The sequence below is a fragment of the Shimia sp. CNT1-13L.2 genome (assembly GCF_024331145.1).
Lineage (GTDB): Bacteria > Pseudomonadota > Alphaproteobacteria > Rhodobacterales > Rhodobacteraceae > Shimia.
In genome coordinates this window covers 14,226-27,002 of record NZ_JANDJO010000011.1, presented here as the reverse complement: position 1 = coordinate 27,002, position 12,777 = coordinate 14,226, and the positions used below count along the sequence as shown (strand labels likewise).

Below are 12,777 nucleotides of genomic sequence, written 5' to 3'. Positions count from 1 at the left end.
CAGTATCTACCATAGGTTGACTTAGCGTCACTCTAGTGTCGCCGAACGATAATCGATCCCACGGAATATCCGGCGCCGAATGAGCAGATCAGGCCGGTGTCGCCAGACTCGAGATCCTTGGAGTTCTGCGCGAAGGCGATGATCGATCCGGCCGAGGATGTGTTGGCGTAATCCTGAAGGATATTGGGCTGTTCGCCGGCTTCCGGGGTGCGCCCGAGAACCTTTTTGCCGATGAAATCGTTCATCGTCTTGTTGGCCTGATGCAGCCAGATGCGTTTCAGATCGTCGCTTTGAACGCCGTTGTCGGCCATGTGGTCGAGGATGTGTTTGGAGACCATCGGCAGCACTTCCTTGAACACCTTGCGACCGTTCTGCATGAACTGCATGTCGCGGCGGTCTTCCATGCCATAGGGACGTGACCGGCGCAGGTAGCCGTTGTTGTTACGGATGTTGTTCGAGAATTCGGTGGCGCAGCGGGTCGAGAGGATCTCGAAGTAGTCACCCTTGGCGTCGCTGTCGCGTTCGATCACGGTGGCCGTGGCGACGTCACCGAAGATGAAGTGGCAGTCGCGGTCGCGCCATTCGAGGTGAGCCGAGCAGATTTCGGGATTGACCACGATCGCCTTGTTGGCCGAGCCGGAGCGGACCATGTCGGCGGCGGCCTGAATGCCGAAGGTGGCCGAAGAGCAGGCGACGTTCATGTCGAAGGCAAAGCCGCCGGCACCAAGCGCCTGCTGGATTTCGATGGCAACGGCGGGATAGGCGCGCTCCATGTTCGAAGCGGCACAGATCACAAGGTCGATTTCCGAGGCGTCGACCTGGGCTTCGGCCAGGGCCTTGTGACAGGCATCAACCGCCATTTCCGCCATCAGGGAAATCTCGCCATCCGCGCGTTCGCGGAACAGCGGGTGCATGACCTTGGGGTCAAGCACGCCGGTTTTGTCGATCACGTAGCGCTGTTCGATGCCCGAGGCCTTGACGATGAACTCGGAAGACGAGTGTTCCATCGGTTCCATCTCGCCGGCGGCGATGGCCTCGGCGTTTTGCGCGTTCATCAGGTCAGCGTAGGCATTGAAGGTCTCGACCAACTCGTCGTTGGTGATGATCTGTTCCGGAGTGAAGACACCGGTGCCGGTGATGACGGGATTGAACATGGCGGACCTCGTGGCTGTGGTGGCGTCTAGCAATCAATATAGCACGAGGAATGGTCAAGGGATGCCCTAGGGGAAACCTCGGCGGGAATCTGAGATTTTCCCTTGTTTCGCGGGAATGCGGAGGTCAGGCGAAGGGATTGTCAGGGTAGCCGACGCCAGCAAGGTAAAGGCCCTGTGGCGGGCAGACCGGACCACAAGCGGCACGGTCGCAGGCTTCCAGCGCGTCACGCACATCTTCGGGCGACCAGGCGCCTGCACCGACCCGTTCAAGGGTGCCGACGAAGCTGCGGACCTGGTTGTGCAGGAAGGACCGGGCGCGCACGTGGAAATGCACTTCGGCCCCCCAAAGGGTTTCGACCCGTTCCACCCGCAGTTCATCAAGTGTTTTGACCGGGCTGGCGGCCTGACAGATCGAACTGCGGAAGGTGGTGAAATCGTGGTTGCCGATCAGCATATCAGCCCCCGCCTGCATGGCGTCGGCGTCGAGTTGATGGCTGACCTGCCAGACCAGTCCGGCCTGATGGGTGGCCGGGGCGCGGCGCATCAGCAGGCGGAACAGATAGCGGCGTTCGGTGGCCGAGAAACGGGCGTGCCAGTCATCATCAACCCGCTTGGCGTCAACGATGGCGACGGGCAGGGGTTTGAGGTGGAAGTTCAGCGCCTCGGAGAGGCGGAAAGGATCCCAGTCTTTCTGGAGGTCGCAATGGGCCACCTGTGCCAGACCGTGAACACCCGCGTCGGTGCGGCCGGCAGCGGCAATGGTGTGCGGGCCTTTTTCCAGCTTGGCCAGCGCGTCTTCGATGGCGCCCTGCACCGAGGGTTGATCGGCCTGCCTTTGCCAGCCGGCAAAGGGGGCACCGTGATATTCGACTTTGAGCGCGATCCTAGGCATGGGACGCGCTTAGCGCATCTGATCGTCAAGGAAAAGACGGGGAGTGATGCGACGTGCTTCCCCCCTAGTAAAGAGGTGGGTCGCTGCATAGGTTTGAGACAGATGGCATAGGGGGCAGATGTGGTGATTTCCACGCTTGCCGACGGCGTGACGCGCAGCGTCGAGGCGGTTGGCGATACGATTTCGGAAACCTTTTTCGAGCCGGTGATACGGTTGGGGGTCACTGGTCTGGCGCGTTCGGGCAAGACGGTGTTCATCACGTCGCTTGTGGCAAACCTGCTTGATCGCGGACGCATGCCGGGGTTGGTGGCCAATGCCGAGGGGCGGATCGAGGCGGCTTATCTGCAGCCGCAGCCGGATGATACGGTGCCCCGGTTCGACTATGAAACGCATCTGGGTGCCCTGACGGGACCGTCGCCGCAATGGCCGGACAGCACACGGGCGGTGAGCGAGTTGCGGCTGTCTCTGAAGGTGCGGCCTTCTGGATTGCTGGGGGGCTTGCAGGGGCCGCGGACGATCCACCTTGATATTGTCGATTATCCCGGTGAGTGGTTGTTGGACCTCGGGTTGATGGACAAGTCTTATGCGCAGTGGTCAGAAGAGGCGCTGGCGCGGATTGCCAACCGTGAAGAGGCGGTGGCGTTTCGTGGTCTGGTCAAGGAAATTGATGCCGCAGAGGCCCTTGAGGAGCCAAGGGCGAAGGCGCTTGCAGAGAGTTTCACGGCCTATCTGAATGCGGCGCGTGAGGCGGGGTATTATGGCTGCACGCCCGGGCGGTTCCTGTTGCCGGGGGATCTGGCGGGGTCTCCGGTGCTGACCTTTGCGCCCTTGCCGGACCAGAGCGGTATGCCGCGGCGGTCGTTGTGGCGCGAGATGGAGCGGCGGTTCGAAGCCTACAAGGCGAAGGTGGTCAAGCCGTTCTTCCGCGATCATTTTGCCCGGATCGATCGGCAGGTGGTTCTGGTGGATGCGCTGGGCGCGATCCACAAAGGGCCGCAGGCTGTCGAGGACATGCGCGGGGCGATGGCCGACACTTTGGAGGCCTTCCGGCCGGGATCAAACGGCTTTCTGGCGCGGCTGTTGCGGGGCAAGCGGGTGGAAAAGCTGTTGTTTGCGGCGACCAAGGCAGACCATCTGCATCACCAGCAACATCCACAGTTGACCGCGATCATGCAGGCGCTGACCCGTGACGCGGCAGATCGGGCGCGGTTTGCCGGGGCGGAGACGCGGGCGCTTGCGCTGGCATCTGTGCGGGCGACGACGGAAGAGACGCTGCGCCACGAGGGGCGCGAGTTGGACTGTGTGCGCGGCACGCTTCTGGAGAGCGGCAAGCAGGCGGCGTTTTATCCCGGCGACCTGCCGGAAGACCCCAGCCACCTGTTGACGCCAGCGCGGGACGGGGCGGAACGGTGGTTGGACGGGGAGTATCAGGTGATGAACTTTGCGCCTGCCAAGCTGACGCTGAAGCCCGGTGAAGGGCCGCCGCATATCCGGCTGGATCGGGCCATCGAATTCCTCGTGGGAGACAAGCTATGAGCAAGGGGCCGGTTCTGATCGACCTTGAAAATGAGGATCTCGCACCATCGGTGGCCGAGGCGCCGCCGGTGCCGGATATCGCCGAGCCCGTGCCCGAAGGACAGGCGATGCAGGTGGCGGCGCGTCTGGCAGCACGCCCGCCGTCGCGGCTGGCGCGGTGGTTTTGGGCTTTGCTGGGCCTGTTGCTGTCGACCGTGGTGTCGGTTGCCGCCTGGGATTTCGTGACGGGGTTGATTGCCCGCTCGCCCATGCTGGGCTGGTTGGTGACGGGGCTTGTAGGGGCCTTTGTGCTGGTGGCGCTGGCGATTGCCCTTAAAGAATTAGCCGGGTTTGCGCGATTGCGTCGGGTTGATGCGCTGAAGGCGCAGGCGGATAGGGCGCTGGCGTCAAAAGACCTGAAGGCGGCGCGCAGGGTTGTTGACCAGATGGAGCGGCTCTATGCCGGGCGCGAGGATACGGCATGGGGGCGGCAACGCCTGAGCGAGCGACGCGGCGACGTGATGGATGCCGATGCGCTTTTGGGGCTGGCCGAGACGGAACTGTTGCGCCCGCTGGACCTTGCGGCAGAGGCCGAGATCGAGGCGGCGGCGCGGCAGGTGGCGACCGTGACGGCGCTTGTTCCGCTGGCGCTGGCGGATGTGGTGACTGCCCTGACCGCGAATATCCGCATGATCCGCCGTATCGCCGAGGTTTACGGCGGACGCGCGGGCACGCTTGGAAGCTGGCGCTTGCTGCGGGCGGTGATGACGCATCTTGTGGCGACAGGGGCCGTGGCCGTGGGTGATGACCTGATCGGATCGCTGGCCGGGGGCGGGGCGCTTGCCAAGGTGAGCCGCCGGTTTGGCGAGGGCCTTGTCAACGGTGCCCTGACCGCACGCGTGGGCGTGGCGGCCATGGAAGTCTGCCGCCCGCTGCCATTCGTGGCAACCAAGCGGCCCGGTGTCAGCGGCCTTGTCAAACGGGCGCTGACCGGGCTTTTCGGAGGCTGAGGTCAGTCGAGAACCGGCACGGCACCGGCGCGTTGGCGGACGTTTTGCAGACCATAGCGCAGGCCCTCGCCGATGCGGTGCGCAAGGGCCGAGAATTGCCGTGCGGTGAGGGGCGGCAGAGTGTCTGTCAGAACTTCGTCGAACAGGGCGAGCCAGAGTTCGAAATGTTCGGGCTGCACATGCGGGCTTTGCATGTGGGTCATCATCGGATTGCCGTTGTAGCTACGCTCTTTCAGGATCGCGTTGCGCCAGAAACCGGCGATCTTGGCCTCGTGTTCGGGCCAGGCGTCATCGGCGATATGGGCGGCAAAGACCGGCCCCAGAACCTCGTGGGTGCGGATACGGGCATAGAAGGCGGTCATGACCGTGTCGATCTGTTCCGCGGTGATGTCGAACATCTGCAAGGGGTTGGACATGTGCGTTTCCTTTCGTCCTGTGGTGCATTTGGGTGTTCGCGTTCGGGATTGAAAGGGCCATAGCGCAAGCGGCGCGGGCCACCGTTGACCTAGCGCAAGGAATTCGACGGAAATGGCGCTAGGGTAGGGGCATGGTGGAGCATGGCCACAGCCAGGACGATGTCCAAGCCCGGATCGGTGCACCGCGCGGAAGAGGGTTTCTGCGCGACCTTGTCTATGGGGGGATCGACGGCTCGATCACCACATTCGCCATCATCGCCGGGGTGGCGGGCGCGGGGCTGGACCCCTGGGTGATCGTGGCGCTTGGCTTTGCCAATGTGCTGGCCGACGGGTTTTCCATGGCAGCGGGCAATTTTTCCGCGACCAAGGCGGAACTGGACGATCTGGCGCGGCTTCGTGAGGTGGAGCGGCGGCACTTGCGGGACTACCCGGAAGGCGAGCGTCTGGAGATCCGTGAAATCCTGCGTCTGAAAGGGCTTGAGGGGGAGGTTCTCGAGGCGGCGACGGATGCGATCGCGGCCAGTGAGGAGGCCTCGGTGCAGCTGATGCTGGAGGGGGAATACGGCTTGGCCAGTGTCGATCCGCACCCGTGGAAGGCGGCTGTGATGACCTTTGTGGCCTTTATTACGGCGGGTGTTATCCCCTTGATTCCGTTTGTTTTCGGGTTAGAGGATGCTTTCCTTTATTCAGCTATTGCCACCGCGGGCGTGTTCTTTGGCATTGGTGCGTTGAAGAGCCGCTGGGCGCTTGTCGCCTGGTGGTGGTCGGGGCTTGAGACGCTGGGGATTGGTGGCGTGGCGGCGGCGATTGCCTATGCGGTGGGGACGTTGTTCCACCTTGGCTAGGGCGCCGGTTCGCGGACGGCTTTTCGAGGTCGTTGTGCCGGTGTGGAAGCGCCGGGGGCGCGGCCCCCGGACCCCCGGGGTATTGGGGCCAAGAAGAAGCCTGTGAGAGTGCAATTGCCGCGAGCTTTGAGGCTTTACCCTGCTGCGGCTGGGGCCTATAACGCGGGCCATGATGACACGCCCTTTCGCGATCATTATTCGAATTATATGCCCGGCGCTCTGATCCAGACGAGCCGCCGGGACAAGGCGTATGGGATACCGCGCCGCCCCTCATCCCTGACAAGATACGACCATTGCAAGGACGCCAAAGATGTGCGCCGAGACACCTGAATATAAAGACACGCTGAACCTGCCGAAGACCGATTTCCCGATGCGCGCAGGTCTTCCCAAACGCGAGCCGGAATGGCTCAAGCGCTGGGCGGAGATCGGCATCTACGATACGCTGCGCCAGAAGGCGGAGGACGCCAAGGCGGCGGGCACCCCGCGCGAGAGCTTTACCCTGCACGATGGCCCGCCCTATGCCAACGGGCACCTGCATATCGGTCACGCGCTGAACAAAATCCTCAAGGATATGGTGGTGCGCAGCCAGCAGATGATGGGCAAGGATGCCCGTTACATCCCCGGTTGGGACTGTCACGGTCTGCCGATCGAATGGAAGATCGAGGAACAGTACCGCAAGAAGGGCAAGAACAAGGACGACGTGCCGGTTGTCGATTTCCGCCAGGAGTGCCGCAAGTTCGCGGATGGCTGGATCGACGTGCAGCGCGAGGAGTTCAAACGTCTGGGCATCACCGGCAAGTGGTCGAAGCCCTATCTGACGATGGATTTCCGCGCCGAGCGGATCATCGCGGAAGAATTCATGCAGTTCCTGATGAACGGCACGCTGTACCAGGGCTCGAAGCCGGTGATGTGGTCGCCGGTTGAAAAGACCGCGCTGGCCGAGGCGGAGATCGAGTATCACGATCACAAGTCGCACACGATCTGGGTGCCGTTCTCGTTTGCCAATGCCGAAGGGGATCTGGCCGAGGCGCGTGTCGTGATCTGGACCACGACCCCCTGGACCATTCCGTCGAACAAGGCGGTCGCTTACAACAAGAAGATTGCCTATGGCCTTTATCGCGTGGATGCGACCGAGGAAGAAAGCTGGACCGCAGCGGGGCAGCTTTACATCCTTGCGGATGCGCTGGCCGAAGATGCGCTTGGCAAATCCCGCGTGACCGAATTTGCGCGTGTGCGTGACGTGGCTGCGGACGAAATGGCCGCGCTGATCTGTAAGCACCCGTTCAATGGTCTTGAGGGCGCCGATGGCTTCTGGGACTACGAGGTTCCGATGATCGATGGTGATCACGTGACCGACGATGCAGGGACGGGCTTTGTGCATACCGCACCCAGCCATGGTGCCGACGACTATGAAGCCTTTGTCGCGCGCAACTGGATCGACCGCATGACGCACAATGTGGGTGAGGAATCGGAATTCCTGCCGCATGTGCCGTTCTTTGCGGGGCTTCAGGTTTTTGATCGCAAGGGCAAGGAAGGCAAAGCCAACAACGCGGTGATCGCCAAGCTGGTCGAGGCGGGCGGCATCATTGCGCGTGGGCGTGTCTCGCACTCTTATCCGCACTCGTGGCGTTCGAAGGCACCCATCGTGTTCCGCAACACGCCGCAGTGGTTTGCCAGCGTCGACCGTGAGGTGAACGATGGCAAGGACCAGTATGGCAAGACCATCCGGGAACGGGCGCTGACCTCGATCGACCAGTTGGTCGAGTGGACGCCGAAGACTGGCCGCAACCGCCTGTATTCGATGATCGAGGCGCGTCCTGACTGGGTGCTGTCGCGTCAACGGGCCTGGGGTGTGCCGCTGACCTGTTTCACCAAGAAGGGCGCGCTGCCGACGGATGCGGATTTCCTTCTGCGTGACGAAGCGGTGAATGCGCGTGTTCTCGAAGCTTTCGAGGCCGAAGGCGCGGATGCCTGGTACCAGGAAGGCGCGAAGGAGCGCTTCCTTGGCAATGACCATAACCCGGATGAATACGAGCAGGTCTTTGACGTGCTGGACGTGTGGTTCGACTCTGGCTCGACCCATGCCTTTGTGCTGCGGGATCGCGAAGACGGGTCGGAGGATGGCCTGGCGGATCTCTATCTTGAAGGCACCGACCAGCACCGTGGCTGGTTCCACTCGTCGATGTTGCAGGCCTGTGGCACCCTTGGCCATGCGCCCTATCGCGGGGTTCTGACCCACGGGTTCACGCTGGACGAGAAGGGCATGAAGATGTCCAAATCGGTTGGCAACACCATCGCGCCGGAGCAGGTGGTCAAACAGTATGGTGCGGATATCCTGCGCCTTTGGGTGGCCCAGTCGGATTATACCGTTGACCTGCGGATCGGGCCGGAGATCCTCAAGGGGGTGGCGGACAGCTATCGCCGTCTGCGCAACACCATGCGCTTTATCCTTGGGTCGCTGTCCGAATTCTCGGAAGCGGATCGCGTGGATGTTTCGGAGATGCCGGAACTGGAGCGTTGGGTTCTGCATCGCCTTGCGGAGCTGGATCACAAGGTGCGCACCGGTTACGCGGCTTATGACTTCCAGGGCGTGTTCTCGGCGGTGTTCAACTTTGCCACCGTGGAACTGTCGGCCTTCTACTTCGATATCCGTAAGGATGCGCTGTATTGTGATGGCGATACTGCCCGTCGCAAGGCGACCCGCACCGTTTTGGACATCCTGTACCATCGCCTGACCACATGGCTGGCGCCGGTGCTGACCTTTACCATGGAAGAAGTCTGGCTCGAGCGGTTCCCGGGCGAGGGATCGTCGGTGCATCTGGTCGACATCCCCGATACCCCGGCGGATTGGCTGAACGAGCCGCTGGCGGCGAAGTGGGCGCAGGTGCGTGACGTGCGCCGTGTCGTGACTGCGGCGCTTGAGATCCAGCGGACCGACAAGGTGATCGGGGCGTCGCTTGAGGCGGCCCCGGTGGTGCATGTGCGCGATGCAGAGGTGATCGAGGCGCTGAAGAGCGTGAACTTTGCCGATATCTGTATTGTGTCGGATGTGATCCTGTCGAACGACCCGATGCCCGCCGAAGCGTTCCGCCTGCCGGAAGTCGAAGGCGTGGGCGTGGTGTTCGAGAAAGCCGAGGGCGAGAAGTGCCAGCGCTGCTGGAAGATCCTGCCCGATGTCGGGCGCCACAGCCACGCAGGTGTCTGCGGGCGCTGTGACGAGGCGCTTGGCTAAGCCAGAAACAGGAAACGCGGCCCCCCGAGGCCGCGTTTTTCGTTTGAGGGTCGGCGATCAGAACAGGAAGTCGTCGGCGTCGATACCGCGTGCCCAGAAGCCGACGAGGGTGATCGAGTCGCTGCCGTCGAGATCGATGGTGGTGCGGAAGAACCCCTTGTGGATGTCGTGGGCGATGTCGTCAAAGCTGTCGATGCCGTCATAGCCCGACAGGTCAATCACGTCGTGGCCGGGGCGGAAATCGAGGATGTAGTCGTTTCCGTCACCTGCCTTGAAGCGGAATGTGTCGTCACCGTAGCCACCGACGAGGATGTCGTTGCCGGTGCCGCCGTCGATTGTGTCTTCGCCACGGCCGCCGAAGATCCTGTCGCGCCCTTCTTCGCCGATCAGGACATCATTGCCGCGTTGGCCGCTCAGGACGTCGCGTCCCGCGCCACCGATGGCGACATCATCCCCCGAACCTGCGCGGATGAAATCGCGTCCGCCGTTGCCGTCGACAAAGTCATTGCCGCGCCCGGTGAAGAAGCGTTCGTTGCTGCCGGTGCCGATTTCAAAATCGGTGTGCGGCGCGGTCAGGATCGACGACACCGCGGCGGGCAGGAGCACGCCGTCGATGATGTGGATGATGCCATTGTCGGCCAGATTGTCGGTGCCGATGATGCCGGGGTTGGCGAGGCCGTTGTCGAGGTCGATCAGGCTTGCCGGGGTGGTATCAAAGTCGGTCGTGAGGTTTTCACCAAGCAGCGTGGCAATGGCGGCGTTGTCGCCAAGGCCGATCACGTCATTCAGGGTAAAGACGCCGGGGGCGACGTGGTAGGTGAGGATGTCGGTCAGGATGCCAGAGGCGTCCCCCTTGCCAAGAAGGGTCAGCACATCGGCGAGAAAGCCGACGGTCGCGCCTTCGTTCAGGGGCGCCGCGTTGCCGGTCACAGAGGCGATGGTGGTGGCAAGGCCGGTGAAGGCATTGTCTTCGGGGGCGAAGACCGTGAGGTTGGGAACCGTGTCGAGCGCGGCGACAAGGCCGATATTCAGAAAGAGCGGGTCCGAGATACTGTCTGCGGTGATCAGCAGATCGCGCAGGATGTCGAAGTCATTGCCATTGGAATCGTAGCCGCTTGCATCGCTGAGGGCGATTACGGTGCCGGTTATGCTTGCCATGTGAGTTCCTCCCCGTGAACTTTTGGACATTTGGAATGCCCGAAATACGGGTGAGGGGGCGGGGCCGATCACTTAATGGCGGTAACGACTTCGTGAAGTCCTCGTGTGGAATTAGCCGCCGTTCACGACGTCATGTGCTGTTTCGGCGGCGGCGGGTGCAAGCACCGCAGGCGGGAAGAGGATGCCGCCAATCCGCAGGAAGTTACAGCGGAAATAGGCGATCTGGCCTTCTTCGAGGGTGACATTGTGAACAACGTTGTTCTCGGAATGCGCCGATACGACATGGGTGCCGGGTGGCAGCGGGATGACCATGGCCCGACGTTTTTCGCATTTGCCAACGGGCTGATCATCGACCTTGATACTGGGGTAGTAGATGTCGCCGACGAGGCCCGTGTAGCCCTTGTCACCGTAGACAATCACGCCGGTGAAACCGGAACTGCCGTCAATATAGGAGGCGGGCAGGCTGTCGACATCGGTGTGGGGGTGGATGACAGCGCCGTCGACGGTTGTCGCGTCTGGTGTGGCACAGGCGGCGACAAGAGCGAGGGCGGACAGGCTGGCGGCAATTCTGAGCATGATGAAATCTCCCTTGGGTTGGCAGTCTGCGCGGGGTGTGGCGATGAATCCATGCTCTTGGCCCGGTTCTTGCGCAAACGGTTTGTGACGGCTTGTCTGGATCGCGCGGCTGGCGCAGGGTTGCGACATGGCGGAGAGAACAGTTGATAGCCCCGTCGGGCGTTTGCGGATTGTCGAAGAGGACGGCGCCATTGTGCGTCTGAACTGGGGAGAGGGGCGCGCAGATGAGACCCCTTTGCTACGGGAGGCCGAGGTGCAGCTGGCGGAGTATTTTGCTGGCACGCGTGAGGTCTTTGATCTGCCACTGCATGTTGAGGGGAGCGCGTTTCAGCGGGCGGTTTGTGATGCGATGCTGGCCATTCCCTTTGGCTATACCCGCACCTATGGCGAGATCGCCAAGGACGTGGGCGTGCCTGCGCAGGCAGTGGGGCAGGCCTGCGGCGGCAACCCGATCCCGATCATCATTCCCTGTCACCGCGTGATGGGGGCGAAGGGGCTGACCGGGTTTTCTGGCGCTGGTGGGGTCGAGACCAAGGTGGCGCTTTTGCGCCTCGAGGGGGCGGGCGGGTTCCTGCTCTGACCCAGCCGGACAGCGCCAATCGGTGGTTGGCGAAAATGGTGCTATACTTCCATTCAACGCGACCTGGATCGCGGAAGAATAGGAGGGATGTATTATGCCAGTTGTTGTGTCGGGAGATAGCGGACTTGGTTTGCCCTCGTCGTTTCAGCGGACGCTGATAGATGGGATGAAGGCCGTCGACAGCGCGGATGATGCCACGCTTGATTCGGATCCAGCCACAGGGCGCATATCGGTGCGCTATGATCTGACCGCAAAGCTTGCCTTCCTCTTTGAAGGCGACTCTCTCAGCGTGGATGCAAACGGACACGCGACGGGGTTTGCCGACCGTATCCGGTTCGTCGATTCACAGACGGGTGACGTTTCCATGGCGGCGCGATTTCGGGCGGGGATCTCGCTTTCCCATTTGTTTACCGAAGCCAAGCGCGACAACGGCGGGGCAGAGCCACACAACTATCCGGGGTTCTACGGAATCCTGTTTCCCAGCCCTGTAGAGCAGGTCACCTACAAGGGCGGGGCGCTTGATGACATCATCGAAGGCAGCGAGTTTGACGACCTCCTCAGAGGCGGTCAGGGCGATGACATTTTCTATGTGTCCTTCGGCAACGACACGATCAAGGGCGGGCTTGGCAAGGACGATGTCATTGATGCCTCGGCGGTTCAAAGCCAGACGGGCGTCTCGGTTGATCTGGCTGCCGGATCGTTGAACGGAATTGGCTCGCTTCTCATCATTGCCGCGGCAGTGGACGGTGTTGAACATGTGAATGGCACGTCGCGCGCGGATGTCCTGCGGGGGGACAACGGGACCAACCGGATTGATGGTGGCAAGGGCGCGGACAGGATTTTCGGAGGCGGCGGGTCCGACACTTTGATCGGGGGCGGTAACTCGGATTTGCTGGACGGCGGAAACGGGGGCGATCTTTTGCGCGGCGGTGCAGGAAACGACACGCTCAAGGGGAAGGCCGGTGCAGATACCCTGATTGGGGGCAATGGAAAGGACGTTCTGAACGGCGGTTTCGGTTTTGACGTTCTGCGTGGCGGGGCCGGGCAGGATGACCTTAGGGGGGGTGCAGGGAGCGATACGCTGGTTGGCGGTGGCGGAAACGATGTCCTGAGCGAAGGCGACGGAGCCGGGAGGCTTTTGGGCGGTGCCGGAGCGGATGTCTTTGTCTTTGACAAGGGAGACAGCGGAACGACGTCTACGGCCATGGATGTCGTTGCGGACTTTGAGGTCGGTGTGGATACGCTACGGCTTCAGGGTGTGAATAGCGCCGATGTTTCGGTCTCTGTGCAGGCCGGCGACACGGTGGTGAGCTACACCAACTCGTCTGGTGAAACCCAGTTCATTCGCGTTGAAAACACGACGTTGACGATTGGCGACATCGACGGTTTGCTCTGAAGG

At 62.0% G+C, this 12,777-nt stretch carries 11 protein-coding genes; 6 read left to right on the top strand and 5 right to left on the bottom strand.

Going from position 1 to position 12,777, the window contains the following annotated elements:
* Positions 1–32 precede the first annotated feature (32 nt).
* Positions 33–1,154 (bottom strand): beta-ketoacyl-ACP synthase III, encoded by a 1,122-nt coding sequence (locus NNA36_RS17430; RefSeq protein ID WP_255109392.1) that lies wholly within the window; start codon positions 1,152–1,154, stop codon positions 33–35.
* 124 nt (positions 1,155–1,278) lie between these two features.
* Positions 1,279–2,046, bottom strand: coding sequence for a tRNA pseudouridine(38-40) synthase TruA (gene truA, locus NNA36_RS17425; protein ID WP_255109390.1), 768 nt, complete (start codon positions 2,044–2,046; stop codon positions 1,279–1,281).
* A 120-nt stretch (positions 2,047–2,166) separates the two neighbouring features.
* On the opposite strand from truA, the gene NNA36_RS17420 reads away from it, so the two are divergent.
* Together NNA36_RS17420 and NNA36_RS17415 are read left to right on the top strand one after the other, a co-directional pair.
* Positions 2,167–3,582, top strand: coding sequence for a YcjX family protein (locus tag NNA36_RS17420; RefSeq protein ID WP_255109387.1), 1,416 nt, complete (start codon positions 2,167–2,169; stop codon positions 3,580–3,582).
* The gene (locus NNA36_RS17415; protein ID WP_255109386.1) at positions 3,579–4,571 is read left to right on the top strand and encodes a YcjF family protein; all 993 of its coding nucleotides are present in this window, start codon (positions 3,579–3,581) and stop codon (positions 4,569–4,571) included. The genes NNA36_RS17420 and NNA36_RS17415 overlap by 4 nt, the downstream gene beginning before the upstream one ends.
* A gap of 2 nt (positions 4,572–4,573) precedes the next feature.
* On the opposite strand, the gene NNA36_RS17410 is transcribed toward NNA36_RS17415, so the two are convergent.
* Complete coding sequence (locus tag NNA36_RS17410) at positions 4,574–4,987, bottom strand: group III truncated hemoglobin (RefSeq protein ID WP_255109384.1); 414 nt, start codon at positions 4,985–4,987, stop codon at positions 4,574–4,576.
* Between the two features lie 131 nt (positions 4,988–5,118).
* On the opposite strand from NNA36_RS17410, the gene NNA36_RS17405 reads away from it, so the two are divergent.
* A complete protein-coding gene (locus NNA36_RS17405; protein WP_255109382.1) occupies positions 5,119–5,832 on the top strand; it encodes a VIT1/CCC1 transporter family protein in 714 nt (237 codons plus the stop codon).
* A 310-nt stretch (positions 5,833–6,142) separates the two neighbouring features.
* Positions 6,143–9,064 (top strand): isoleucine--tRNA ligase, encoded by a 2,922-nt coding sequence (gene ileS / locus NNA36_RS17400; RefSeq protein WP_255109380.1) that lies wholly within the window; start codon positions 6,143–6,145, stop codon positions 9,062–9,064.
* Positions 9,065–9,121: 57 nt separating this feature from the next.
* On the opposite strand, the gene NNA36_RS17395 is transcribed toward ileS, so the two are convergent.
* Positions 9,122–10,222, bottom strand: a complete 1,101-nt coding sequence (locus NNA36_RS17395; RefSeq protein ID WP_255109378.1) for a fasciclin domain-containing protein — start codon at positions 10,220–10,222, stop codon at positions 9,122–9,124.
* Positions 10,223–10,333: 111 nt separating this feature from the next.
* The gene (locus NNA36_RS17390; RefSeq protein WP_255109376.1) at positions 10,334–10,798 is read right to left on the bottom strand and encodes a hypothetical protein; all 465 of its coding nucleotides are present in this window, start codon (positions 10,796–10,798) and stop codon (positions 10,334–10,336) included.
* A gap of 127 nt (positions 10,799–10,925) precedes the next feature.
* Here NNA36_RS17390 and NNA36_RS17385 point away from each other — a divergent pair, with 127 nt between their 5' ends.
* Both NNA36_RS17385 and NNA36_RS17380 read left to right on the top strand, forming a co-directional pair.
* Positions 10,926–11,378: a methylated-DNA--[protein]-cysteine S-methyltransferase gene (locus tag NNA36_RS17385; RefSeq protein ID WP_255109374.1), complete on the top strand. Its 453-nt coding sequence runs from the start codon at positions 10,926–10,928 to the stop codon at positions 11,376–11,378.
* Positions 11,379–11,472: 94 nt separating this feature from the next.
* Positions 11,473–12,774 carry a calcium-binding protein gene (locus tag NNA36_RS17380; protein ID WP_255109372.1) on the top strand — a complete coding sequence of 434 codons (1,302 nt, stop codon included), beginning with the start codon at positions 11,473–11,475 and terminating at the stop codon, positions 12,772–12,774.
* The last annotated feature ends 3 nt before the right edge of the window (positions 12,775–12,777 follow it).